Annotated in this window: 22 protein-coding genes; 15 read left to right on the top strand and 7 right to left on the bottom strand. The window is 65.4% G+C overall.

Annotated features, from left to right (window positions below; translation table 11 throughout):
* Positions 1-6 precede the first annotated feature (6 nt).
* The 3 genes from J3S28_RS20925 (at position 7) to groL (ending at position 3,733) form a co-directional block, all read left to right on the top strand.
* The gene (locus J3S28_RS20925; RefSeq protein ID WP_207842677.1) at positions 7-1,503 is read left to right on the top strand and encodes an MFS transporter; all 1,497 of its coding nucleotides are present in this window, start codon (positions 7-9) and stop codon (positions 1,501-1,503) included.
* A 180-nt stretch (positions 1,504-1,683) separates the two neighbouring features.
* On the top strand, positions 1,684-1,983 hold the full coding sequence (gene groES / locus J3S28_RS20920) for a co-chaperone GroES (protein ID WP_030171070.1): 300 nt from the start codon (positions 1,684-1,686) through the stop codon (positions 1,981-1,983).
* 121 nt (positions 1,984-2,104) lie between these two features.
* Positions 2,105-3,733 (top strand): chaperonin GroEL, encoded by a 1,629-nt coding sequence (groL, locus tag J3S28_RS20915; RefSeq protein ID WP_207842676.1) that lies wholly within the window; start codon positions 2,105-2,107, stop codon positions 3,731-3,733.
* A gap of 99 nt (positions 3,734-3,832) precedes the next feature.
* Here groL and J3S28_RS20910 read toward each other — a convergent pair whose 3' ends face one another.
* The gene (locus J3S28_RS20910) at positions 3,833-4,129 is read right to left on the bottom strand and encodes a WhiB family transcriptional regulator (protein ID WP_084838361.1); all 297 of its coding nucleotides are present in this window, start codon (positions 4,127-4,129) and stop codon (positions 3,833-3,835) included.
* 445 nt (positions 4,130-4,574) lie between these two features.
* Here J3S28_RS20910 and J3S28_RS20905 point away from each other — a divergent pair, with 445 nt between their 5' ends.
* From J3S28_RS20905 to J3S28_RS20895, 3 genes are all read left to right on the top strand, one after another.
* Positions 4,575-5,405 carry a hypothetical protein gene (locus J3S28_RS20905; RefSeq protein WP_207842675.1) on the top strand — a complete coding sequence of 277 codons (831 nt, stop codon included), beginning with the start codon at positions 4,575-4,577 and terminating at the stop codon, positions 5,403-5,405.
* Between the two features lie 127 nt (positions 5,406-5,532).
* Entirely contained in the window at positions 5,533-6,120 is a 588-nt protein-coding gene (locus J3S28_RS20900) for a sigma-70 family RNA polymerase sigma factor (protein WP_207842674.1), read from the top strand.
* Positions 6,121-6,163: 43 nt separating this feature from the next.
* Entirely contained in the window at positions 6,164-7,021 is an 858-nt protein-coding gene (locus J3S28_RS20895; RefSeq protein WP_207842673.1) for an anti-sigma-D factor RsdA, read from the top strand.
* Positions 7,022-7,080: 59 nt separating this feature from the next.
* On the opposite strand, the gene J3S28_RS20890 is transcribed toward J3S28_RS20895, so the two are convergent.
* Positions 7,081-7,473: a DUF5319 domain-containing protein gene (locus tag J3S28_RS20890; protein ID WP_084838448.1), complete on the bottom strand. Its 393-nt coding sequence runs from the start codon at positions 7,471-7,473 to the stop codon at positions 7,081-7,083.
* Positions 7,474-7,687: 214 nt separating this feature from the next.
* Between J3S28_RS20890 and guaB the strand changes: the two genes are divergently transcribed.
* From guaB to guaA, 4 genes are all read left to right on the top strand, one after another.
* Positions 7,688-9,232 carry an IMP dehydrogenase gene (gene guaB, locus J3S28_RS20885; RefSeq protein WP_084838447.1) on the top strand — a complete coding sequence of 515 codons (1,545 nt, stop codon included), beginning with the start codon at positions 7,688-7,690 and terminating at the stop codon, positions 9,230-9,232.
* Positions 9,233-9,281: 49 nt separating this feature from the next.
* The gene (locus J3S28_RS20880) at positions 9,282-10,424 is read left to right on the top strand and encodes a GuaB3 family IMP dehydrogenase-related protein (RefSeq protein ID WP_207842672.1); all 1,143 of its coding nucleotides are present in this window, start codon (positions 9,282-9,284) and stop codon (positions 10,422-10,424) included.
* A gap of 147 nt (positions 10,425-10,571) precedes the next feature.
* Positions 10,572-12,299, top strand: a complete 1,728-nt coding sequence (locus J3S28_RS20875; RefSeq protein ID WP_207842746.1) for a GMC family oxidoreductase — start codon at positions 10,572-10,574, stop codon at positions 12,297-12,299.
* 24 nt (positions 12,300-12,323) lie between these two features.
* The gene (guaA, locus tag J3S28_RS20870; protein WP_207842671.1) at positions 12,324-13,919 is read left to right on the top strand and encodes a glutamine-hydrolyzing GMP synthase; all 1,596 of its coding nucleotides are present in this window, start codon (positions 12,324-12,326) and stop codon (positions 13,917-13,919) included.
* Between the two features lie 4 nt (positions 13,920-13,923).
* On the opposite strand, the gene J3S28_RS20865 is transcribed toward guaA, so the two are convergent.
* Positions 13,924-14,145 (bottom strand): hypothetical protein, encoded by a 222-nt coding sequence (locus tag J3S28_RS20865; protein WP_237341858.1) that lies wholly within the window; start codon positions 14,143-14,145, stop codon positions 13,924-13,926.
* Positions 14,138-15,487 (bottom strand): PspC domain-containing protein, encoded by a 1,350-nt coding sequence (locus tag J3S28_RS20860; RefSeq protein WP_207842669.1) that lies wholly within the window; start codon positions 15,485-15,487, stop codon positions 14,138-14,140. Before J3S28_RS20860 ends, J3S28_RS20865 begins: the two co-directional genes overlap by 8 nt.
* 182 nt (positions 15,488-15,669) lie before the next feature.
* On the opposite strand from J3S28_RS20860, the gene J3S28_RS20855 reads away from it, so the two are divergent.
* Positions 15,670-16,926, top strand: coding sequence for an ATP-binding protein (locus J3S28_RS20855; RefSeq protein WP_207842668.1), 1,257 nt, complete (start codon positions 15,670-15,672; stop codon positions 16,924-16,926).
* On the top strand, positions 16,923-17,594 hold the full coding sequence (locus J3S28_RS20850) for a response regulator (protein ID WP_207842667.1): 672 nt from the start codon (positions 16,923-16,925) through the stop codon (positions 17,592-17,594). Before J3S28_RS20855 ends, J3S28_RS20850 begins: the two co-directional genes overlap by 4 nt.
* Positions 17,595-17,671: 77 nt before the next feature.
* Here the strand turns inward: J3S28_RS20850 and J3S28_RS20845 are convergent, their stop codons facing one another.
* Positions 17,672-18,859, bottom strand: coding sequence for a serine/threonine-protein kinase (locus J3S28_RS20845; RefSeq protein ID WP_307797291.1), 1,188 nt, complete (start codon positions 18,857-18,859; stop codon positions 17,672-17,674).
* 193 nt (positions 18,860-19,052) lie between these two features.
* Here J3S28_RS20845 and imuA' point away from each other — a divergent pair, with 193 nt between their 5' ends.
* The 3 genes from imuA' to J3S28_RS20830 all read left to right on the top strand — a co-directional run bounded on the left by imuA' (position 19,053) and on the right by J3S28_RS20830 (position 22,988).
* Positions 19,053-19,874 (top strand): DnaE2-dependent mutagenesis accessory factor ImuA', encoded by an 822-nt coding sequence (imuA', locus tag J3S28_RS20840; protein ID WP_372436042.1) that lies wholly within the window; start codon positions 19,053-19,055, stop codon positions 19,872-19,874.
* Positions 19,871-21,451, top strand: a complete 1,581-nt coding sequence (locus J3S28_RS20835) for a DNA polymerase Y family protein (protein ID WP_207842666.1) — start codon at positions 19,871-19,873, stop codon at positions 21,449-21,451. The genes imuA' and J3S28_RS20835 overlap by 4 nt, the downstream gene beginning before the upstream one ends.
* A gap of 169 nt (positions 21,452-21,620) precedes the next feature.
* Positions 21,621-22,988, top strand: a complete 1,368-nt coding sequence (locus J3S28_RS20830; RefSeq protein WP_207842665.1) for an LLM class flavin-dependent oxidoreductase — start codon at positions 21,621-21,623, stop codon at positions 22,986-22,988.
* 62 nt (positions 22,989-23,050) lie between these two features.
* Here the strand turns inward: J3S28_RS20830 and J3S28_RS20825 are convergent, their stop codons facing one another.
* Positions 23,051-24,340: a serpin family protein gene (locus tag J3S28_RS20825; RefSeq protein ID WP_207842664.1), complete on the bottom strand. Its 1,290-nt coding sequence runs from the start codon at positions 24,338-24,340 to the stop codon at positions 23,051-23,053.
* Positions 24,307-25,374, bottom strand: a complete 1,068-nt coding sequence (locus J3S28_RS20820) for an alanine racemase (RefSeq protein ID WP_272874228.1) — start codon at positions 25,372-25,374, stop codon at positions 24,307-24,309. The genes J3S28_RS20825 and J3S28_RS20820 overlap by 34 nt, the downstream gene beginning before the upstream one ends.
* Between the last annotated feature and the right edge of the window lie 41 nt (positions 25,375-25,415).

The raw sequence follows: 25,415 nt of genomic DNA, 5'->3' as shown, positions 1-25,415 counted from the left end.
ACGACCATGACAGTTGATCTGAATCGCAAGCGACCTTCCGACGGGCCCTCCAGCTCCCCGCGGACACCCGAACACGTGAGATCCGCAGGCGGGTGGAGTGGAAAGGTCTGGCTGCTGCTCGTCGTGCTGGCCGGCGCCCTGTTCCTCGACGGTCTCGACGTCTCGATGGTCGGTGTCGCGTTGCCATCCATGGGCGGCGACCTCGGCATGGATCAGACCCAGCTCCAGTGGATCGTCAGCGGTTACGTGCTGGGCTACGGGGGATTGTTGCTGCTCGGTGGACGCGCCAGTGACCTACTGGGGCGCCGGACCGTCTTCCTGTCCGCATTGGCGGTGTTCGGTATCGCGTCGGTGGTCAGTGCGGCCACCGAAATCGATTCCCTGATCATCGCGCTGCGCTTCGTCAAGGGCGTGGCGGCGGCGTTCACGGTCCCGGCCGGACTCTCCATCATCACCACGACCTTCGCGGAGGGTCCCGCACGCAACAAGGCGCTGTCGATCTACACCGTCTGCGGTGCCAGCGGGTTCTCGCTGGGGCTCGTGTTCGGTGGGTTGCTCACCGAGTTGTCGTGGCGCGCGACGCTGATCTTCCCTGGCCCGGTCGCCATTGCACTGCTGGTGGTCGGTGCTCGGGTCATCCCGAGGTCGTCGCGCACACCCTTCAGCTGGGCCCACTTCGATGCCATCGGTGCGATCACGAGCACTGCTGCGCTGCTGACGCTGGTGTACGCGGTCGTGCAAGCACCTGAGGTGGGGTGGGCAGCCTTGTCGACGATCGTCCTGTTCCTCGTCGCAGCGGCACTGGCAGCCACGTTCATCGCGGTCGAGGTCCGGCACCGGCACCCGTTGCTGCGCCTGGGAATCCTGCGCTCGCTCACCCTGGTGCACGCCAATCTGGCGGCGGCTGCGATGTTCGGAGGGTACGTCGCGTTCCAGTTCGTGGTCACGCTGTACCTGCAGGATTCGCTGGGATGGTCGCCGATCCAGATGGCCCTGGGCTTCCTTCCGGCCGGGTTGCTGGTCGTCGCGAGCGCCTTCTTCATGGATCGGATCCTGGACCGGGTCGGTACGCGCATCCTCATCGCAGCCGGCTTCGTGGCGTTTCTCGTCGGGTACCTGTGGTTCCTTCGTGTCGAACCGGGCGCGAGCTATGTGGTGTTCCTGCTGCCTACGATCGTCTTCCTCGGTCTCGGTTTCGCCATCACCTTCCCGTCCGTCAACTCCCAGGCGACGGCCGGTGTCTCCGACGACGAGCAGGGCCTGGCCTCGGGACTGGTCAACACGAGCATCCAGATCGGCGGCGCACTCATGATGGCGGTGATCACCGCCATCCTCGGCAGCGCCGAGCCGGGCAGGCCGGGGGAGCTGATCGGCGGTATGGTCCCGGCGATCACCGTGATCGCGGCCCTCACCGTCGTCGCACTACTCGGAACGGTCGTGGTCCTGGCTCTCGAACGTCGCCGCAGCACGAGCGAACCGGCGGTGTCGGCGGTCTCAGCATGAGACGTTTGCACCCTGCGACCTTGAGTGCTGGCACTCGCATGTATAGAGTGCTAGTCGGCACCCAGTGAGGTTCCGGCACCCGCGACGACGGGACCGATCCAGGCGCCGTATACGTGCATCAGCAGCTGACAGGGTCCGGACACCGGACCCGAACTACCCCGAAAGTGGAGGGCTCACATCGTGGCGAGCGTGAACATCAAGCCGCTTGAGGACAAGATCCTCGTTCAGGCCAATGAGGCCGAGACGACGACTGCGTCCGGCCTGGTCATCCCCGATACGGCCAAAGAAAAGCCGCAAGAGGGCACCGTTGTCGCCGTTGGCGAAGGACGCGTGAACGAGCAGGGCAACCGGATCCCGGTCGACGTCAAAGAAGGCGACACCGTCATCTACAGCAAGTACGGCGGCACCGAGATCAAGTACTCCGGCGAGGAATACCTGATTCTCTCGGCGCGTGACGTGCTGGCAGTCATCTCCAAGTAACTCGCTGCTTCGAGCAATCGAGACACGAGTTGGACAACCGCCCCGGCGTCCCCATGCGGGGGTTGCCGGGGCGGTTCTGTTTCCCTAACTTTTTCCATATTTCTAGGAGCCACAACAACCCATGGCCAAGCAGATCGAATACAACGACAAGGCCCGGCAGTCGCTCGAGCGTGGTGTCGATCACCTCGCCGACGCGGTCAAGGTGACCCTCGGACCCCGAGGTCGGCATGTGGTGCTGGCCAAGGCATTCGGTGGACCCAGCGTCACCAATGACGGCGTCACCATCGCCCGCGAGATCGATCTCGAAGATCCCTTCGAGAATCTCGGCGCCCAGCTGGTGAAGTCGGTTGCCACCAAGACCAACGACGTCGCAGGCGACGGCACCACCACCGCGACAGTGCTGGCCCAGGCAATCGTCAAGGCCGGCCTGCGCAACGTCGCAGCGGGCGCCAACCCGATCGCGCTCGGCATCGGTATCGGCAAAGCAGCCGACGCGCTGTCCGAGTCGCTGATCGCCGCCGCGACCCCGGTGAAGGGCGCGGCCGCCATCGCCCAGGTCGCCACCGTGTCCTCGCGTGACCCCGAGGTCGGCGAACTGGTCGGCGAAGCCATGGAGCGCGTGGGCGCCGACGGTGTCGTGACGGTGGAAGAGAGCTCGGGTCTGATCACCGACCTCGAGATCACCGAAGGCGTGCAGTTCGACAAGGGCTACCTCTCGCCGTACTTCGTCACCGACATCGACAGCCAAGAAGCCGTCCTCGAAGACGCGCTCGTGCTGATCTACCGCGACAAGATCAGCTCGCTGCCCGAGTTCTTGCCGCTGCTCGAGAAGATCGCAGAGTCCGGCAAGTCGGTCCTGATCATTGCCGAAGACATCGAGGGCGAACCGCTGTCGACGCTCGTCGTCAACTCGATCCGCAAGACCATCAAGGCTGTTGCGGTCAAGGCGCCGTTCTTCGGTGATCGCCGGAAGGCATTCCTGGAAGACCTCGCCATCGTCACCGACGGCACCGTCATCACCGCTGACATCGGCATCACCCTCGCCGACGCCGGACTCGAACTACTCGGTGGCGCACGACGGGTCGTTGTCACCAAGGACGCGACCACTCTCGTCGACGGTGCGGGCACCTCGGAGGCGATCGCTCAGCGCGCGGAGCACCTGCGTCGGGAGATCGAGGCCAGTGATTCGGACTGGGATCGCGAGAAGTTGGCCGAGCGGCTGGCGAAGCTTGCCGGCGGCGTCGCGGTGATCCGCGTCGGTGCGGCCACCGAGACAGCACTCAAAGAGCGCAAGCACCGCGTCGAGGACGCCGTTGCTGCGGCCAAGGCCGCAGTCGAAGAGGGCATCGTTCCCGGTGGCGGGTCTGCGATCGTGCAGGCTGCCGCGGCAGTTCTCGATGACCTTGCCGACAGTCTCGAGGGCGACGAGGCGCTGGGTGTGCGCGTCGTCAAGCAATCAGTTCAGGCACCCCTGTTCTGGATCGCTTCGAATGCCGGCGCCGACGGAGCCGTCGTGGCGTCCAAGGTGGCTGAACTGCCCCGTGGGCACGGCTTCAACGCCGGCACGCTGACCTACGGAGATCTACTGGCCGACGGCATCGTCGACCCGGTGAAGGTGACCCGCTCGGCGATCGTCAATGCGGCCTCCGTCGCGCGGATGGTTCTCACCACCGAGAGCACCATCACCGAGAAGCCTGCCGAAGCACCTGAGGCCCACGAACACGGGCATGGTCACGGACACGCTCACTGACATTTGCCACGTATTGAAAAGCGGCGTCTCGACCAAGTGGTCGAGACGCCGCTTTTTCAGGTCGATCGTTGAATGGATCTATCGCCCGAGGACGTGGCGTCAGCTGGCGATACGGCGGCCCACGCCGCGTTTCATCAGGATTCCACGCTCGGACTCTGAAAGTCCGCCCCAGATGCCGTAGGGCTCGGCCACGGCGAGTGCATGCTCACGACAGGCTGCGACCACCGGACATTGGTGGCAGAGTTCCTTGGCACGCCGCTCGCGCTGCGCACGGGCTCGGCCGCGTTCCCCGTCGGGATGGAAGAACATCGATGAGTCGACACCACGGCACAGGCCCTTCATCTGCCAATCCCAGATGTCGGCGTTCGGTCCGGGTAGGTGGTTTGGCTGAGGCATCTGCGTGCTCCTCTATAACGTGCCGTGAGGCGTAATTGAGACCAGTTGCGACCAGAAACAACTTTGTTTTCCGGTGTCTCTCTTACCGTATGCAAATCCTGGAAATGGAGTCAACAGCCGGTTATTTCGCCATTCGAAGACGTCGATTTTGGACGATGTTAACCAATCGTTTAATGGACGACACGTCGTTTGCGGCACGGTGATCAACGGGGACCGGAATTGGACCGACCAGTATCGGTCCAGCTCAAAGGGCATATTCGCGCTGATCCGTTCAGGGATTCAAGGCCGGAATCGGACAGTCAGAGCGCCTTCGAACAAGGGCCCCAATTTACCTGGTGGACATATCTGGTTGATCTGGAATTGACATCACGGAGTGGTTTCGGCACTTTTCGGTAAGTTAAATTCAGGCTAATTCGGATGTCCGAAGTGTGATGTGAGGAGAGCGATGCAGGTCACACTACCCGCGATCGCGTTCGGTGGCAGCGCGAGAGCGCGCCCGATTCCCGCTGCGCCCGACCCGTGGGCGACCTGGTTTCGGGCCGTGGCGCTCGGTGGTGCCGGACGCTACGCCGCGGCTGCGGGAGAACTCGGCCGACTCGACGTGCCGGGTGTCGATGAGGTCCTGAGATCGCTCGCACTCTCGACCAGAGCGGCACACCGCAGACAGGCGGGCCGCCACCACCACGCCGTCGCCGACGACGCGCGTGCATTGCTCTTTGCCGCCGGGCGAGGCAGGGCTGATCCGACATCCGAAACAGAGGAGCGCCGCAGGGCAGCTCTGTGTGACGCCCTGACCGGTCTGGCTGCCGACAATTTGGGTCGCGGCATGTTCGGAGCGTCCGGTCGACTGCTCGACAGGGTGGATCAGATCCTGGAAGCTCGGGGCCGGGAGTCCGACCGCAACTGGATCTGGGGTGGGCGAACGGAGCTCAGGTCGCATTGGGTCCGGGCAGAGTTGGCGATGTTCACCGGGGATGCGGCCGGAGCCGGACGACATGCCCGGGAGGCCGAGGTCATGAGTGCGGCATGCCCGTCGATCCGGCACGTCATCAAGACCGATCTCATCGCGGCGGCGGCTGCCGCCACCGCCGGAGATGTCCGGCAGGCGAGCGAGCGGGCGTCGCGGGTGACCGACCAGGCGATCGAGTTCGGTCAGCTCCCTTTGGAATGGGCGGCTGCCAAACTGCTGGACGGGATCGGGGCCGGTGAACAGTGGTCAGGTCGAGCGCAGCAACTCGGGGTGCAGCTGAAGGCGCAAGGCGCCGCATTGGACTAGTGGCGTGAGCCACCACGCGAGCCCCCAGAAGCTCGCTGGATAAGCTACTAGCGACGTACCGCGGGGGAAATCGCCCCTGCGTGGCCTGCAGCAGTCGGCGAAGGTAACGCGGAGACATCAGCGAGCGATGATTTTTACAGGTGACGAGTTGGACCGGGCGGTGGCTGCGGCAGCGCAGGGCGACCGGTCAGCTCTCTCCGATGTTCTCGAGAGTGTCCGACCACTGGTGGTGCGTTATTGCAGGGCCAGGGTCGGAGGTGGTGAGCGGCATTCGCTCTCCGCCGACGACGTGGCGCAGGAGGTCTGCATGGCGGTCATGACCGCGCTGCCCCGGTATCAGGACCAGGGCAGACCGTTCATGGCGTTCGTGTACGGCATCGCTGCTCACAAGGTGGCAGATGCCCACCGCGCGGCCGGACGTAACAAGTCCGAGCCGGTGGAAGATATGCCCGAGCGGATGGATACCGGCGACGGCCCGGAACAGCGGGCACTCGATTCGGACGCCGGTAGACGGATGGACGAACTGCTGGCCAAGCTCCCGGAGAAGCAGCGCGAGGTGCTCGTTTTGCGACTGGTGGTGGGGCTGTCGGCGGAGGAGACGGCTGCGGCTGTCGGAAGTACGGCCGGCGCGGTCAGGGTGGCTCAGCACCGGGCACTGGGCAAGTTGAAAAACGAGATCTCGAAAGGTGGTGAGGGCAATGGGCAGTGGGCGTGATCGACGCGGAGACCGCGATCGGCGGGATGACAGGGGAGCGGCTGTGCCCTCGCCCCGTACCGATTCGATCGACGAAGATTCGATCCCTGTGAACCTGGGCGCAGTGCGTGCCGATGACGAGTTCATCGACGCGTTGCTGTCCAAACCGATCGTTCCCGCACAGACTCCGGTCGACTACGAGTTGGCGTCGTTGCTGTCCGAGTGGCGCAGCGACATCATGGCGCAGCCATTTCCGACAGGTCCGACGCTGGAGGAGGTGGAGGCCGGGATCGAGTCGCGGCGCCGAGCCGACTCGCGTCGCAGATCTCTGCGGCTTGTGCGGTTCACCGCTGGTGCAGCTGCGGGTTTCGCGATCCTGTTCGGCGGGGTCAGTGTGGTCGCCCACAATGCGGCTCCCGGCGACGCCCTGTGGGGCGTCAAAGAGGTGATGTTCGGTGCGGATGCCTCGGCCACCCAGGCCGTTGCCGATGTGCAGGCGAACATCGATCGCGCAGAGCAGTCGTTGGCCGCCGGTGACAAGCCGGCCGCGACGACATTCCTCGATCGCGCCCAGTCGCAACTCGGCGATGTCCGTGCCGAAGACGAGCGAAAAGCGTTGCAGGACAGGATTGACAACGTTCGGGGCAAGCTCGCGGTCCCGGCGACCACCACCACGACCTCCGCGAAGTCGACCAGCATTTCGACCCCCCCGCCTCTGACATCGGTGGCCGAAGAGCCGACGGTGACGGTGACGGTCCCGCAGGAGACCGTGACCATCACGCCACCCGAGACCTCGACGTCCGAGCCCCCCGTCTCGACGTCTCCATCCGGCCCGACCACCGTCAGTGAGCCACCGACGGAACCGAACCCGTCGAGTAGCAGCAGTAGCGTTCCGCTGCCGCCGCCTCCCCCTGCGAACTGATCCCCAAAACAAACAGCGCCGCGAACAATCGCGGCGCTGTTTCTTGTTGAAAGGAGATTTCAGTCGTCGTCTCTGGCGTGCATCATCGCGTCGGCGTATCCGCGGCAGTAGTCCCATGTGACATAGGCCTCGGGGCAGGGGTCGACGGCGGGCTCATGTGGCCGTACGGTGCCCTCGACGAGAAGCTGCAGCAGATTGGCGCGAAGCATGTCCCAGTCGTGATAGTGATCGAGTTGACAATCGTCGCAGACCACCACCAACCCGCGGATTCCGCGGCGGTGGAGCAATGCCTCATAGACCGCGAGATCGGCGAGGTCTTCTTCGATCGCCATGCGCTCGTTGGCGTCCAAGGGCTCACCGGGCGGGGCGGCGTCGAGCGCTGCAGACGGATCCCCGCCGGGATCGTCGGCGAAGGGGTCCGGTGGCAGTCCCGGAGGCAGATGATCTCGCACGCTGACCACGGTAGTCAGCCTCACCCCACCGGCGCCACTCTGTGCGCTGGGTGAATGACCGGGCGTCGTGCCCCGGTCGGCACCGGTCGGTTCGTTCACCCCAGGTCGCAGGCCGTCCGGGCGCCTGCCGAGGAGCAGATAGGATGGGCAAATCGAAACGAACTCGCCCCGATCAATTCATGCGAAAGGCCCGGCCGGAATGAGTGTGCCCGGAATGAACAACCCGACTGTCGGCACATCCCCGGCGCGTGGACCGGTGTGGACCGGCGGTGACGACCCCAACAAGGTGGCCATGCTCGGCCTCACCTTCGACGACGTGCTCTTGCTGCCCGCCGCCTCCGATGTCATCCCCAGCGACGTCGACACCTCATCTCAACTCACGCGAGAGATCACCCTGCGGGTCCCGCTGGTGAGTTCGGCGATGGACACGGTGACCGAGTCCCGGATGGCCATCGCGATGGCGCGTGCCGGCGGTATGGGCGTGCTGCACCGCAACCTGTCCATCGAGGCCCAGGCCGGGCAGGTCGAGACGGTCAAGCGATCGGAGGCCGGTATGGTCACTGATCCGGTCACCTGCAGTCCGTCGGCCACCCTGGCCGAGGTCGACGCGATGTGCGCCCGATTCCGGATCTCCGGCCTGCCCGTCACCGATGACGCGGGCGAACTCGTCGGCATCATCACGAACCGTGACATGCGCTTTGAGGTCGACCAGGACCGTCCTGTCGCCGAGGTGATGACCAAGGCACCGCTGATCACCGCGCAGGAAGGTGTGTCCGCCGAGGCGGCTCTGGGACTGCTGCGCAGGCACAAGATCGAGAAGCTCCCCATCGTCGACGGGCACGGCAAGTTGACCGGGCTGATCACGGTCAAAGATTTTGTGAAGACCGAACAGCATCCGCTGGCAACCAAGGATGCCGACGGACGCCTGCTCGTCGGCGCCGCCGTCGGTACCGGCGGCGACCAATGGGATCGCGCGATGGCGCTGGCCGACGCAGGTGTCGACGTGATCATCGTCGACACCGCGCACGCCCACAACCGGCTGGTGCTCGAGATGGTCAGCAAGCTCAAGGCCGAGATCGGGTCGAAGGTACAGATCGTCGGCGGCAATGTCGCGACGAGGGCGGCGGCGCAGGCACTGGTGGATGCCGGCGCCGATGCGGTCAAGGTCGGGGTCGGTCCCGGCTCGATCTGCACCACTCGCGTGGTCGCGGGCGTCGGTGCTCCGCAGATCACCGCGGTGATGGAGGCGGTGGCGGTCTGCAAGCCCGCCGGTGTGCCCGTCATCGCCGATGGTGGTCTCCAGTTCTCCGGCGATATCGCCAAAGCGTTGGCCGCAGGGGCTTCCACCGCGATGCTCGGCTCTTTGCTTGCGGGTACCGCAGAGGCCCCGGGTGAGCTGATCCTGGTCGCGGGCAAACAGTTCAAGAGCTACCGCGGGATGGGATCGCTCGGCGCGATGCAGGGTCGCGGTCAGGCAAAGTCGTATTCGAAGGACCGCTATTTCCAGGACGACGTGCTGTCCGAGGAGAAGTTGGTGCCCGAAGGTATCGAAGGCCGGGTGCCGTTCCGGGGTCCGTTGTCACAGGTGATCCACCAGCTCGGTGGCGGTCTCCGCGCTGCCATGGGTTACACCGGCTCGAGTTCCATCGCAGATCTGCAGAACGCACAATTCGTTCAGATCACCGCGGCCGGACTCAAGGAGAGCCATCCGCACGACATCACCATGACGGTCGAGGCACCGAACTACACTTCCCGCTGAGTCCGTCGTCCCGTCTCTGACCGACCAGTAGCTACGAAAGGCACTCCAAGTGCGTGATCACGTCGATATCGGCATGGGCAGAACAGCCCGGCAGACATTCGAGCTCGGTGACATCAACATCGTTCCGTCTCGCCGGACTCGCTCGTCCAGTGAGGTCTCGACGACGTGGCAGCTCGACGCCTATCGTTTCGACACCCCGATCCTGGCCCACCCGACCGATGCGCTGATCTCTCCGCAGTCGGCCATCGAGTTGGGCCGGCTCGGTGGGCTCGGGGTGCTCAACGGTGAGGGATTGTGGGCCCGGCACCGCGACGTCGAGGACAAGATCGCGCAGGTTGTCGAGATCGCGGAGAACGATGTCGACCCTTCCGCGGCAGTTCGCAAACTCCAGGAATTGCATTCCGCACCCATCGATCGGGATCTGCTGTCCGCGGCCGTTTCGACGATTCGCGACGCAGGCGTCACCACCGCCGTGCGAGTCAGTCCGCAGAAGGCTGCCGAGCTGACCCCGGTCCTGGTCGCTGCGGGTGTGGAGCTACTCGTCATCCACGGCACGATCATCTCGGCCGAACATGTCTCGAACGACGGTTCCGAGCCGCTGAACCTCAAGACGTTCATCGCCGACCTCGACGTGCCGGTGATCGCCGGTGGCGTCCACGACCATCGCACCGCCCTGCATCTCATGCGTACCGGAGCTGCGGCCGTGATCGTCGGCTACGGGTCGACGGCCGGATCGACCACCACCGGCGAGGTGCTCGGTATCGGGGTGCCGATGGCCACGGCGATCGCCGACGCCGCCGCCGCTCGGCGTGAATACCTCGACGAGACGGGTGGCCGGTACGTGCACGTCATCGCCGACGGTGACATCCACACCTCCGGTGAGCTCGCCAAGGCGATTGCGTGCGGCGCCGACGCGGCGGTACTGGGTTCACCGCTGGCCTCGGCTGCGGAGGCACCCGGCCGCGGCTACTACTGGCCGGCCGCCGCCGCTCACCCGTCCATGCCGCGAGGCGCGCTCCTCCCGGTGTCGACCGATGCCGGCCGCCCTTCGCTGGAGACAGTGCTGCACGGACCCACCGACGATCCGTTCGGACATCTGAATATCGTTGGTGCACTGCGTCGTTCGATGGCCAAGGCCGGATACTCCGACCTCAAGGAGTTCCAGAAGGTCGGACTCTCCGCCTGCAACTGACGCCCTGCTCGGAGCCCTCGATTCCTATAGTGACAGGCGTTACATCACGCGTATGTGACAAGGTACGATGTCAAGGTGTCTGTATCACGCGGTAACGGTTACTCACAGCCCGAGCACACCGTTCCCGGCACGGATCACGATTTCGATGTGCTGATCATCGGATCGGGGTTCGGCGGGAGCGTCAGTGCGTTGCGGCTGGTCGAGAAGGGCTACAAGGTCGGTGTCGTCGAAGCAGGACGACGTTTCACCGACGAACAGTTCGCCAAGACGAGTTGGCGACTGCACAAATGGCTGTGGGCACCCAAGTTCGGGATGTTCGGCATCCAGCGCATCCATCTTCTCAAAGACGTCATGATCCTGGCCGGATCCGGTGTCGGCGGAGGATCGCTGAACTACGCGAATACCTTGTACAAGCCGCCGACGCCGTTCTTCCAGGATCCGCAGTGGGCGCACATCACGGACTGGGAGGGCGAGCTCTCGCCCTACTATGACCAGGCCCGTCGCATGCTCGGTGTGGTGACCACTCCGATCGAGACCCACGCCGACCGCGTCATGCGCAAGGTCGCGGACGACATGGGTGTCGGGGACACGTTCGGCCCGACCCCGGTCGGGGTGTTCTTCGGAGCGAAGTCGGGCGGAACCGGCGCTCCCGGTGAGCGAGTGGCGGATCCCTACTTCGGTGGGGCTGGTCCGGACCGCACGGTGTGCACCGAGTGCGGTTCGTGCATGACGGGCTGCCGCGTCGGCGCGAAGAACACTCTGCTCAAGAACTACCTCGGACTCGCCGAATCCGCAGGCGCGACGATCATCGACCGCACCACGGTCACCGGCCTCGAGCCCCAGTCCGACGGCAGCTGGCGGGTGCGCACGTCCAGGTCTGCTGCGTGGGGACGGCTCGGGGCTCGTAGGAGAACGATCACCGCAGCTCAGGTGGTCGTCGCCGCGGGTACGTTCAACACGCAGAAGATCATGCATCTGGGCAAGGAGAGCGGATCACTCCGGAACGTCTCCGACACCCTGGGTCTGCTGACACGCACCAACTCCGAGTCAATCCTGGGAGCGATGCGCCGCGAGTACGACCCTGCGCAGGACTTCTCCGAAGGCATCGCCATCACCTCTTCCTTCCATCCGGCTCCCGATACCCATATCGAGCCGGTGCGGTATGGCAAGGGCTCCAATGCGATTGCGCTGTTGCAGACGTTGCTGACCGATGGCGAGCCGGGGCGGTCGCGGCGATTGAAGTTCCTCGACAAGGCACGCGAGGAGGGGCTGGGTAGTCTGTTGCAGTTGTTCAAACTCCGTAAGTGGAGCCAGCGCACCGTCATTCTCCTGGTGATGCAGAACCGGAACAACTCGTTGACGACCTTTGTGCAGAAGTTCGGGCCATGGAAGTTCGTGAACAGCAAACAGGGGCACGGTGAGCCCAATCCGACGTGGATCCCGGCGGGCAACGAGGCCACCGAGCGGGCGGCGGCACAATTCGACGGTCTCGCCGGCGGGACGTGGGGCGATGTGTTCAACATGCCGCTGACCGCACATTATCTCGGTGGCTGCGTGATATCCGACAGTCCGGAGACCGGGGTCGTGGATCCGTATCACCGGGTGTGGAACTACCCGACCCTCCACATCACCGACGGTGCGGCGATCTCCGCGAATCTGGGTGTCAACCCGTCGCTGTCGATCTGTGCGCAGGCGGAGCGGGCAATCGCGCTGTGGCCCAACCAGGGAGAAGACGACAAACGCCCGCAGCAAGGTGCGCCGTATCTTCGCATCGCGCCGACCCGGCCCACTGCGCCGGTCGTCCCGGAAGATGCGCCGGGTGCCCTGCACCTTCCGCTGACGGTCGTACAGAAGCCCACCGAGGTCAGTGCATAGCCGCGGCGCGTTTAGACTGGTCCGGTGACGGACAGCGCAGATTCAGGTGTGGAAGCAGTGGCCCCGCGACCGGTGCTGGTGGTCGACTTCGGTGCTCAATACGCCCAGTTGATCGCCCGACGGGTACGTGAGGCGAGAATCTTCTCCGAAGTGATTCCGCATACCGCGTCCATCGAAGAGATCAAGGCGAAGAACCCTGTGGCGTTGGTTCTTTCGGGCGGTCCAGCATCGGTGTACTCCGAAGACGCACCGGGGATCGACCACGACCTCTTCGACCTGGGTCTCCCGGTGATGGGGATCTGCTACGGCTACCAGGCCATGGCCGATGCCTTGGGCGGCGTCGTCGCCAACACCGGTGGCCGTGAGTTCGGGCGGACGACGCTGACCACCGCGGGCGACGGAGTGCTGCACTCGGGAACCCCCGAGCAGCAACCGGTCTGGATGAGTCACAACGACGCCGTGCGGGAGCCGCCGCCCGGGTTCACCGTCACCGCCTCGACCCCGGGTGCACCGGTCGCCGCGTTCGAGTCACTGGAACGGCGGATGGCCGGCGTCCAGTACCACCCAGAGGTGATGCACACGCCACACGGACAGCAGATCCTGACCAGGTTTCTCTACGAGGTCGCGAACCTCGCACCCACCTGGACGGCGGCAAACATCGCCGACGCGCTCGTGGAACAGGTCCGGTCCCAGATCGGGGATGGCCTGGCCATCTGCGGTCTGTCCGGTGGTGTCGACTCCGCGGTGGCGGCGGCCCTGGTTCAGCGCGCCATCGGCGACCGACTGACCTGCGTCTTCGTCGACCACGGTCTGCTACGGGCCGGAGAGCGTGAGCAGGTCCAGCAGGACTTCGTCGCTGCCACGGGCGCGCGTTTGGTCACCGTGGACGCCGAGGAGACCTTCTTGCGGGAATTGGCGGGGGTGAGTGATCCGGAGGCCAAACGCAAGATCATCGGCCGCGAGTTCATCCGGTCCTTCGAAGGCGCGATCACCGATGTCCTCGGCGATCGGGCGGCGCACGGCGACAAGGTTGACTTCCTCGTGCAGGGGACCCTGTACCCGGACGTCGTGGAGTCCGGCGGAGGCAGCGGGACGGCCAACATCAAAAGCCACCACAACGTCGGTGGGTTGCCGGACGATCTCGAATTCAGTCTCGTCGAACCGTTGCGCCTGTTGTTCAAGGACGAGGTCAGGGCGGTAGGCCGGGAACTGGGTCTTCCCGAGGAAATCGTTGCACGGCAACCTTTCCCGGGGCCAGGCCTGGCGATCAGGATCGTCGGCGAGGTCACCGGCGAGCGATTGGCGTTGCTGCGCAAGGCCGATCTGATTGCCCGCGAGGAATTGACGACCGCCGGACTCGACAACCAGATCTGGCAGTGCCCCGTGGTTCTGCTGGCCGATGTGCGCAGTGTGGGCGTGCAGGGCGACGGGCGGACCTACGGTCACCCGATCGTGCTGCGGCCGGTGTCGAGCGAAGACGCGATGACCGCGGACTGGACGCGGATTCCCTATGAAGTTCTGGAGATCATCTCCACCCGGATCACCAACGAGGTGCCAGAGGTGAACCGGGTGGTGCTCGATGTGACCAGCAAGCCGCCGGGCACGATCGAGTGGGAGTGATCGGCTAACTCTCCGTCGGCGGGGCGGTCGTCGACTTCTTCGCATCGGAACCCCTACCGCGGCCACCGCTGAAGATGAGGGTGAGTCCGACGACGACCGTGACACCGAGGATGACCCAGGGACCGGCCCCCGACCCGTCGATGTCCGGCCCGCCGAGCAGTCCCCAGACAGCGACGAGCGCGACTCCGATGCCGACCAGGGCCTGGGTGGGCGAGAACTTACTCACGGATGACCTCCGCATTGCCGATGGTCGTGTCGGCGTCGATGGTCAGCACGGGCCCGGCCGTCCCGTCCGTGCCACCGTCGAGGCCGTCGGGGCACTTCGCCTCGCCGATCGCCGCATCGCACGTGGTGCGCAGATTCATGTCTTTCGGAGCGATGACCTTGAACTCTCCGACGCCCAGGTCGATGACCACCTTCTTGTCCGCAGTGAGGTCGACGGCAGTCAGATCGAGTTCGCCGGACCCCATCATCAGCGTGTACTCGTCCCGGATGTCGGCGCTCGTCAATGGCTTCCAATCGCGGTCACCGACCGGGCCGGACGGCATTCCGTCGATCAGCGAGGCCACCACGACGAAGCCCGCCATCGCGATCGCCACGGGGATCAACCCCGCGCCGCGTCGGAGGAAGGCGCCGACCAGGAGTCCCGCAGCGACGACCGCCAGCCCGATCGAGGCCACCTTGACCGGGTCGAGCCACTCGGTGCCGACCGAGATCGCGGCAGCCACGCCGGTCGCGATGACGGTGAGACCGAGCACAATCGGGGTGAACCTGGAGCGAGGGTGGGCGTCGATCTCGGCAGGCTGCGTCGGTTCGGGTAGATCCCATGCAAAGGGAGCGGCTCCCAACGGATCCCACGCCGGTGGTGTCGGGACGAGCGGGTCCTGCGAGCCTTGTGTCGGGTCCGTCGCACCCTCGGTGCCGGTGCCGGTGCTGTCGTTGCTCGCGGCCTCCTCCTTCAACCAGGCCCGCGGCGTCCAGCGCTGGAACTGTCCGCTGTCGTCGCTGGCGCCGGTGGTCTGTTGCCACCAGGACCCGGGTGCGGTGGACTGTGCGACGGGTCGCTGACCGACCGTGTCGGCACTGGTGCCCGGTTCCGCGACCGGGGTTCGCTGGTACAGCAGCCACCACCCCAGCGCCATCAGAGCGAGTCCGGCGACCCCGCCGCTGCTCCAGGCCAGATGTGGCCCGGCGACCAACGCCACCACCACGACGATGACGATGCCGACAATGGTCGGGGGATGCGACGAAGCATGCCGGAATCCGTGGAACAGACGGTTGGCATGCGTGTCCTGAGCAGCAGCTCCGGCAGACGCAGAACCCTCGGGCAGCAGGATCCATGCGGCAATGTAGATCAGGATGCCCGCGCCGCCGAAGAGGGCCGAGACGATGAAAGCGACCTTGACCAGGGTCGGGTCGACCTTGTATCGCAGGCCGATCCCGGTGGCGACACCCGCGATGGACGAGCCGGCCGCTGCGCGGGCAGGTCGGGTGCGCCAGATGTTGTGAAGCTCGTCCGAGTTGAAAGGCGAACCACTCTTCGTGTCTTGATGCTCGGTATTTGTCATGGTCGAGCCCCGCTCCGCTTCGTCTCCGTCGTCATGGTCGAGCTCCGCCTGAAGTTCATGCCTCAATTCTGGGCACTGCGCGGGAGCCTGACCATCGGGATTCACCCTGATCTGCCCCCTGGACTTCGATCTGGGTAACTACCCTGATGTGCGCAGCGGTCCACGCATGCAAGTATCGAGTGATGCCCACAGTCGAACGCGTGCACCGCCGCGATGGCGGCCGTGTCATCGGCGGTGTAGCCGGTGGCGTGGCCGATCACCTTGGCATGGATGCATTTCGGGTGCGGGTCGTCTTCGTGATCCTGAGTGCGCTGGCCGGGGCGGGCGTGTGTGCCTATGGGCTGCTCTGGTTCATGTGCCCGCCCGGCACCGATACCGAACCGCCGACCAGTTCCGAACGCAGGCAAGGCATCGGTCTGGCCATAGTCGGTGTCGTCGCCGTGGTGTCGGTCGGTTTCGTGGCATCCGGTACGCCGGCGCAGTTCCTCATCCCGCTGGTCGTCGTCGCCGTCGGGGCCTCGCTGGTCTGGCGCGAACTCGACTCCAGCTGGCGTCCGCGATCAGGGTCGGCGCGGGCGCTGACCTGGACCCGGATCGCCGGTGGCGCAACACTTGTGGTGGTTGGTCTCGTGGTTGTCGTCCTCGCCGGCAACAACCGGATCGGTGGGCTGAGTGCGACACTGCTCGCGGTCGCGGCGACGGTCCTGGGTGTGTTGCTGCTGACCATCCCGTTGTGGTTACGCATGGCACGGATGCTCGGCGCCGAGCGGGCTGCCCGGATTCGTACCGCGGAGCGAGAAGAAATCGCTGCACACCTTCATGATTCGGTTCTGCAGACCCTCGCGCTGATCCAGAAGCGTTCTGCCCACGGAGACGAGGTGCAGCGGCTGGCGCGCAGCCAGGAGCGGGAGTTGCGCAACTACCTGTTCGGGGGTGTCGGTCCGCAGAGCGAATCGCTGACGGCCGCGTTGAAGTCGGTGGCAGCCGAGGTCGAGGACCACTACGGCGTCGAGGTCGAGGTGGTGACCGTCGGGGATGTCACTGCCGACGACCCGTCCTGGAGTACCGAACAACGCCGATGGGCTGCCCTCATCGCGGCCTCGCGGGAAGCCCTCGTCAACGCCGCCAAGCATTCCGGGGAACGATCGGTCGACGTCTACGCCGAGGTCGACGGCGATCTGGTGGAGGTGTTCGTCCGCGACCGCGGCGTCGGTTTCGATCCGGACCAGGTCCCGGAGGATCGGCGCGGGGTGTCGGGCTCCATCAAGGGTCGGGTACAGCGACACGGCGGTACCGTTGACATCAAGTCGACGCCGGGTCGCGGGGTTGACGTGCGGATGGCCATGCCGCGCGGGACCGAGCCCTCGGGCGCTCCCGAAGGTGGCGGCGAGGACACCGAGTCCATCCGGGAAACGGTGAATCGAGAGCGGGAGAGATGACCGGGCGAAGCGAGCCGTATCGGGTGTTCTTGGTGGACGACCACGGTGTGTTCCGTTCGGGGGTGCGAGCCGAACTGGCCTCGGAGAACGACATGCAGGTGGTCGGGGAGGCCGGCGCGGTGGCCGATGCCGTCACAGGAATCCTGCAGTCGAGTCCCGACGTGGTTCTCCTCGACGTGCACATGCCCGCCGGCGGTGGCATCGCGGTGCTCCGGGGGATTGCCGACGCAGCTCCCGAGAATGCCCCGGTGTTCCTGGCGCTCAGCGTGTCTGATGCCGCCGAAGACGTGATCGCGACAATTCGGGCCGGTGCGCGCGGCTACGTGACCAAGACGATCGGTGGACCGGAGCTCGCCGATTCGGTGCGGCGCGTCGCCGACGGGGATGCGGTGTTCAGCCCGCGGCTCGCCGGATTCGTGCTCGATTCCTTCACAGGTCGTTCTCCGCAGCCCGAACCACATCTCGACCCGGAGCTCGATTCCCTCACGCCCAGGGAGATGGAGGTCTTGCGCCTGCTCGCCCGCGGGTTCACCTACCGGGAGATCGCCGAGGATCTGGTGATCTCCATCAAGACGGTCGAGACACATGCGTCGAATGTGCTGCGAAAGACTCAACAGTCCAACCGAAATGCGCTGACCCGGTGGGCTGCCAACCGTCACATCAGTTGAAAGCCTGTGCAGACCCACTTATTTCAGGCAAAACCACCAGCTGCAACACCTGGGTGTGCCTGGAACGAGTGGGTTTGTCAACGTATGACGGCGATCAAGGTGATGGCGATCGCCGCGAGCACCACGAAGACCAGGAACACCGCGGCGGCGAGGCCGAGGTGCCGTGACTGCTGCTGTGGTGGTTGCTGTCCGAAGACGGGGTACGACGGCTGCGAGTGCTGGGTGACCTGCCAGGGGTCGGGGGCCACGGGTGGATAGGGGTGTGGGGCATCCTGGCGTGTGGGACCGGATGATGTGACCGCAGGGAGGCCGGATTCGGTGGTGGTGGGGATGCGCCGGGTCGGGGGACGCTGCGGACGGTTCGATGAGGTGCGATCGAGTGGACTTGTCAGGATCATCGCGGTGTTGCCGTTGTCACCCGCGGCCACCTGCGCGAGCCGGTCGCGGACCTCGGCCATGGTCGGGCGGCGGGCAGGACTGGGTTCGAGCATGGCCAGCAGTGCGCCTTCGAGGTGGCCCGACCGCTTCGGCGGGTTGATCTCGCCCCTTGCCACCCGGTGCAGGAGGACCAGCGAATTGTCGTCGATGCCGAAGGGTGGCTCTCCTTCGGTGGCGGTGAAGAGCGTGGAGCCGAGCGAATAGACGTCGGATGCCTCGGAGGGATCTTCACCGCGGGCGACCTCAGGTGCAAAATAAGCCGGGGTGCCGGTGATGACCCCTGTCTGGGTGAGTTGGACATCGTCCTTCGATCGGGAGATGCCGAAGTCTGTGAGTTTGACCAGGCCGGCGTTGCGGCCTTCGGCGATCAGGATGTTGCCCGGCTTGATGTCGCGATGAAGGATCCCGGCGGCATGTGCCTCGGTCATCGCATCCGCGATCTGGGCGCCGATCTGCGCGACCTGGTGCACCGGCAGGGTGCCGGTCTGATGAAGGATCTCGGCGACGCTGCGCGAGGGCAGGTACTCCATCACCAGCCACGGCTCACCCGACTCCAGGGCCACATCGTGCATGGCGATGGCATTGCGGTGACTGAGCCTGGCGGCGATCCGGCCCTCCCGCATCGCTCGCTGACGCATCTGCGCGGCTGAGTCCTCGGTCATGCCTGCCACCGAGAGGACCTGTTTCACGGCGACCTCGCGGTCGAGCAAGGTGTCGTGTGCCAGCCATACGGCGCCCATGCCGCCGCCGCCGATCATCGAGCGCAGCCGGTAGCGCCCGGCGACCAGATAGTCCGGGCCGGGAACGCGGTATTCGGAGGCGCTCACGTGTCCGACCTTAGTGGACTGGTGAGGCTCAAGTGGACGGTGTGCCTGGTGTGTGCGACTCGCCCGGACAAATCGGGCCGACGCGCCGGACGATGTTGACGCTTGTCGGAGGGCTGTCCTACGCTCAGGAAGTTCGAAAATGTGTTCGAGTTCTGATGGTGGCCCACCTTCCCTGAGCCGCTTCCTCATCTCGGTGAGGAGTGATCTGGAGGGTGCGATGCGGGCGATGGAGACAGTCCCGGACAAGGCTGCGAAGCTGGCGATGTTGCGGCAGACACTGGCTTCGGCAACCACCAGGGCGCGACCGGAATCAATTGTGCCACAACGTCAGATGTCAGCGGTGACGACGCCGCAGGAGAAGTACTCGGATCGGGATCGGCTGGCTGTTCCGCCTGCGCTCGAACAGTTGTTGCCTGCGCAGGGGTTGGTGAGGGGCACGGTGGTGGCGCTGGAAGGAGCGCGTTCACTGCTGCTCTCATTGATCGCCCAGGTGAGTGCTGACGGCGGACATGTTGCGGTGATCGGACAGCCGCAACTGTGCCTGCTGGGGGTGGTGGAGATGGGGGGTGATCTGTCCCGGATCGCGGTGATACCAGACCCTGGCCCAGACCCCGTCGAGATCGCCGCGGTGTTGCTCGACGGGCTCGATCTGGTGGTGGCCGGACTCGGCGGCATCTCGGTGCCGCCGTCCCGCAGTCGCGTGGTGATGGCTCGTGCGCGCAGTAAAGGCGCAGTCCTGGTGGTCACCGACGGCACCTGGTCGGGGGCGCATGTGAAGCTGCAATCCAGGGTCTGTGACTACCGGCATCAGCCTGTTGCGCGGCGGCGTGGTTACGGCCGCCTCGGTGGGGTGTCGTTGACGGTGCGCTCGGTGGGGCGTGGGTTTGCCGGTGCCAGCACCCGACTCGATGTGGTCGACAGAGGGGGACGAGTCCAGTTGCTGGACGCCGTTGCTGAGCAGCATGATTCGATTTCTGCGTCGCAAGAATCGGCCACCATGAAGGTGGCGCTGTGAGCGGTCGGGTGTTCGGTCTCTGGTGTCCGGATTGGCCGGCGGTGGCCGCGGCGTCGGACATCGATCTCTCTCCTGATCAGCCGGTCGCGGTGTTGGGTGCGGGGCGAGTGATCGCGTGCTCGGCATCGGCGCGGGCGTTGGGGGTACGGCGGGACATGCGTAAACGTGATGCCCAGGCCAGGTGTCCGCAGTTGACGGTGGCCGACAACGATCAGTGCCGTGATGCCCGGTTGTTCGAGCCGGTGGTGGCAGCGGTTGCCGAGCTCATTCCTCTCGTGGAGGTCCTGCGACCCGGCCTGCTGGTATTGCCTGCGCGCGGTGTCGCACGGTATTTCGGCAGTGAGGAGATCGCCGCAGAGAAGCTGACCGACATCGTCTCCGCATGCGGTATCGAATCCCAGGTCGGGATCGCCGACGAGCTCTTCACCGCAATCATCGCGGCCCGTCGCGGCATGGTCATTCCCGTGGGCGCAGGCGCCGATTTTCTTGCCCCACTACGCATCTCTGAATTGGCGGTGGAGCCCAGCATGTGTGCAGACGATCGCCTCGCGTTGGTCGACCTGTTGTGGCGGATGGGACTTCGGACGATCGGCGACTTCGCCGGTCTGTCGGACGCGGACGTGGCCACCCGATTCGGGGCCGATGCCATTTACGCCCACCGCACGGCGCGGGCCATGCCGCAGCGCCCGCCGTCCGGTCAGGCGCCCCCGCCGGACCTGGTGGTGGAGCACCAGTGCGACCCGCCCGTGGATCGAGTGGACGCTGCGGCGTTCATCGGCCGCCGATTGTCGGCGCAACTACACGATGTGCTCGCGGCGGCGTCGGTGGCCTGCACCAGGCTCACCGTGCAGGCGGTCACCGACAGTGGTCGCGAGTACTCCCGAACCTGGCGCTGTGCCAATCCGCTCACTCCCGATGCGACGGCCGACAGGATCCGCTGGCAACTGGAGGGCTGGCTGTCCGGGCGCACTGCCGCAGACCGGCCGGATGGGCCGGTGGTGTTGCTGCGTCTCGATCCGGTGGAGGTGATCAGTTCGGGCGCACTGCAATTGGGTTTCACGGGTGGTGGCCTGACAGGAGGCGACGGGGAAGTGGCCGAACGGGTACGTCGGGCTCTGGTGCGGGTGCAGGGGCTGCTCGGCGGAGATCGGGTGCAGATACCTCTGCGCAGTGGTGGCCGGGGTCCCGGACAACAGATCACCCTGGTGCCGTTGGGTGACGAACTCGTGCCCGCGGCAGACCCGCAGGCGCCGTGGCCGGGACGGGTACCGGGACCGTCCCCGTCGATACTGCCGATGGCGCCGGTGAGCGTGCGAGACGCCGAGGATCATCCGGTGGAGGTCACCGGACGCGGTGGTTTCACCGGGGAACCCGCCAGTCTCACCTGGGGCAGCCGGACCTGGCGGCTGAACTGGTGGGCCGGTCCCTGGGCCACCGACGAGAGATGGTGGTCCGAGTCAGAAGCAGGCTCACACGGTGGCTCGTATGCCAGAGCTCAGGTGCTGCTCGAAGATTCGCGGGCGCTGCTACTGCACTATCAGCAGGGGCAGTGGACGGTGGAAGGAGTGTATGAGTAGGGCTTTGAGCAGGGACGATACGCGTGATCAACGCTCGGATGCTTAGTTCTGCTCATGATGGTGCCAATCCTTGGTTGTCTGGCTGATCGGGTCTTTCATGGTCGAGTGCTCGAACCAGGGGGCCACGCAAGCGCCTCTACACAGTGCTGACAACTCGAAGGACTACACCATGAGCCGTGAGCTTCATCTGGGCGGATTTCTGATCGCCTCGCCCGTCACCCACTCCCATGCTGCGTGGCGCCATCCCGGATCGACCACGGAGTTCTTCTCGCCCGAGCACTATCACCGAGTGGGGCGGATCCTCGAGCGGGGCAAATTCGACTTCGCGTTCTTCGCCGATCTGCTGGCTGCGCCACTGCGATTCGGTGACGATCAGTCCGAGCCGTTGCGCCGGGGAACGCAGGCCGCCGCCACCCTCGATCCCAGCATCGTCGCCGCCAGCATCGCGGCAGTCACAACGCATCTGGGTATCGCGATCACGAAGTCGACAACGTACTTCCATCCCTACGAGCTGGCGCGGGTCTTCGGTTCGCTCGACCACATCTCCCGCGGCCGCGTGGCGTGGAACATCGTCACGTCGCTGACCCAGGCAGAAGCGTTCAACTTCGGCTTCGACGAGCATGTCGCCCATGGCGAGAGGTACCTCAAAGCGGAGGAATTCGTGCAGGCCGCCATCAAGCTGTGGTCGGCATGGGACGAGGACGCAGTCGTCGCGGACAAGGCCTCCGGAGTGTGGGCCGACCCTGACAAGGTGCGCACCGTCGACCACGCGGGCGAGTTCTACCGTACGCGCGGTCCTCTGAACCAGCCGCGATCCCCGCAACATCGGCCGGTGTTGATTCAGGCCGGATCATCCTCCACCGGAAGAGATTTCGCTGCCCGCTGGGCGGAGGCGATCTTCGAGATCGATCCCACCCCGGAGGGGCGTCGTGCCTACTACGACGACATCAAGTCGCGCGTGGTCAACGTCGGCCGCAATCCCGACCACGTCAAGGTCCTGCCGTCGTTCATCCCGTTCATCGGCGAGACGGAGTCGATTGCCCGCGAGAAACAGGCCTTCCACAACGAACTCGCCGATCCGATCTCGGGTCTGATCACGCTGTCGGTGCACACTGATCATGACTTCTCTCAGTACGATCTCGACGCCCCTCTCGAAGATCTCACGGTGGCCGGTTCGCAGGGCCTCTTCGACGTGGCCCGCAGGCTCAGCCGACGCGACAAACTCACCGTCCGTGACATCGGCAAACTGTATGCCCAGGGCGTGATGCTGCCGCAGTTCGTCGGAACCGCATCTGATGTGGCCGACGAGATAGAGGCCGGGTTCACCGGTGGTGAGGCTGACGGCTACATCGTCTCCACGGCGCAGACTCCGGGCACATTCAACGACTTCGTCGACTATGTGGTGCCCGAGTTGCAGCGACGCGGTCTGTTCCGTACCGAGTACACCGGATCCACCCTGCGTGACCATCTAGGCCTGGGCCATCCGAACGATGACCTTCCCGCTGACGTGCGTGAACAGGGACTTGCCGCGGTCTGATCATCCACCCCCACGTCGGTCCCTGTGGAGAACAGCCACCCCATGTCTGCCAGCGGGGACCGCTACCGGGGCTTGGTCATCGTTCCGAGGAAGAGTGGCAAACCTGTTGCGGTGTCGATGATCTGGAAGATGAAAGGCCGATTCGCGACGAAGAACTCGGCGGGTTCTTGCGGCGGCAGCGCAGTGACGCCGACGTCGATCTGAGTGACCGATGCCGCGAGAGTTCCCTTCTCTCCCACGGTGATGGTGCTGTCCTGAGCTGCCGCGGTGACCGCGAGTTGCGGACTGATCGCGAACAGATCGGCTGTGTCACCGAACAGATCGCGAACACCGAGCCGCTCCAGGGTGGCCTTCAGGTCCACCGAGGTCGTGATATCCCATTTCGGCAAGCTGACCGCGGTCAAGGTCTCCGGCGCCGACCGAAGGGCATTCGAGGCGTCTGCGAGTGCCGCATCGGTGACAAAGGGGTCCAGGCCCGTCTCCGGCAGGAACACCTGCATCGCCAGGCCGGCTGAGTACGGCAACTGCACACCAGTCCAGCCTGCTCCTCGACCGAACGGCACGGTGACAACCGCGTTCATCATGTCGACGTCGCCGACCGCCCCGTTCGCGGACGTGAAATCAGCGCGGGCGGTGGATGCCGGGGAGAACGGCTGCTCCCACGCGGCGGCGAGGAACACGGTGGACAGCAGACTGATCACGGTCTCGGGATCGTAGGTCGTCGGGGTTTCGGTGATCTCGCCACCGGTGTTGATCGACAACCATTTGTTGATGGCGGCCTCCGTCTGCGGCTCGGCGAAATCAACCGGGTAGACACCACTGTCGAAGACGCGTCCCAGGGTCGCGAGGTAGTCCTGACCGACATCGAGTGACTCGTCGATGAAAATTCCGGTGGCCTCGTGGAACACCGGTGGCGTCGGGGGGTTCTCTTTGTCGACATCGCCGGGATTGCCGTCAACCCGGTCGAGCTGACCGATCATCGCCGCGATGGCGTCGTCGTCGGTCGCGCCGAGCACCGCATCGAGTTCGGCAGCGGTGGTGCCACCTGCGCCTGCGCGAAGCATCTGCAGCGTGAGCATCGCACCCCACGGTGACACCACCTCGTTGGCGTCCAGTCCGGTCTGCCGTAGCATGTCGACACCGAATCCGGTGGTGCGCTCGACCAGTTCGTTTGCGGCGCTGCGCACTTCGTCGATGCCGATTTCGTCGAAGCGCACTCCGGAGGCCTTGGTCAGTTGCGCAGTGGAGGTCGCCTCCGCGCCCTGCGCGCACGCGGTGACCGTCAGTGCGGCGGCGGCGACCACCGTCCACAGCGGTTTCATGCGTTCGCCCCGCGGGCGGTCACCGGCCATCTGGTCAGTGTGCCGTGATGGTCGACGATCACCAATTCATCGGTCAGATTCACTGCTGTACATACGTGATTGGGGGCCAGTCGCACCCGGTCGCCCAGCCCGGGCCGCTCAGCGGAATCGGTGAAGTCGACGGTCGCGTGGTGTTCGGACAACGACGTGACGCGGGCGTCGCCGAACTCCGGCAGTCGACCGCCCCCGGTGGCCCAGGCCGGGTGATCAGCTCCGACCGCCTTGCTGCCTGCGTCGAGGACGGCTTTGTTGCCGTCGAGATGGACGACAGTGGTCACGACGGTCAGCGCCACGTCTGGCAACGAGCACACACCCAGCTCCACCTGCTGGGCATCGTTGAAGGGGTAGACCCCGGGCCGGATCTCTGTGAGCACGGTGGGATCGGCGTGGGCAACCGACGGCGTCGATCCGCCACTCCTGATCACCGGGTCGATGCCGACCGCCCGCAGCGACTGGGCGGCCATGGCCAGCGCATTGGCCTCCTGAACCCCGACCGCCGCCGGTCGGCCCGGAAAGTAGCTGTGTCCTGGGAACGTGAAGATGCCGAGGACCTGTAGACCGGCCGCCGCAGCGCTGTGCCCGATGTCGCCCGCCCGCTGTGGGTGGACACCGGTGCGGTGCTGACCACTGTCGACCTCGACGACGACTCGTGCGTGTGGCAGGTGGTGCGCCAGACAGGCGGCGCCGGCAGCGGAATCAACCGCGAGCAGGACCTCGGCGTGCTCCATGATCGCGCGGAGCCTACGGGCCTTTCCCTCGGTGAGCCACAGGGGATAGGCGATGAACAGGTCGGTGACCCCTGAGGCTGCAAAGATCTCAGCCTCACCAATGGTGGCCACCGTCAAACCGATTGCGCTGCGGGAGATCTGACGGGCCGCCAGTTCCGGGCTCTTGTGGGTTTTTCCGTGTGGTCGGAGCGCGACACCGGCGGCGGATGCGAACTCGGCCATTCGGTCGAGGTTGGCGTCCAGCACCACTTCGTCCACCACGGCCAAGGGAGTGTCGAGTCCTGCGGTTGCGGCCAGGACTCTGGAGACGCGGCCGATGTCGGTGCCGCTGTGGGAAT

Source organism: Williamsia soli, assembly GCF_017377795.1.
Taxonomy (GTDB): domain Bacteria; phylum Actinomycetota; class Actinomycetes; order Mycobacteriales; family Mycobacteriaceae; genus Williamsia; species Williamsia soli.
The sequence above is the reverse complement of the archived record's forward strand: the minus strand, read 5'-3'. Positions and strand labels throughout refer to the sequence as shown.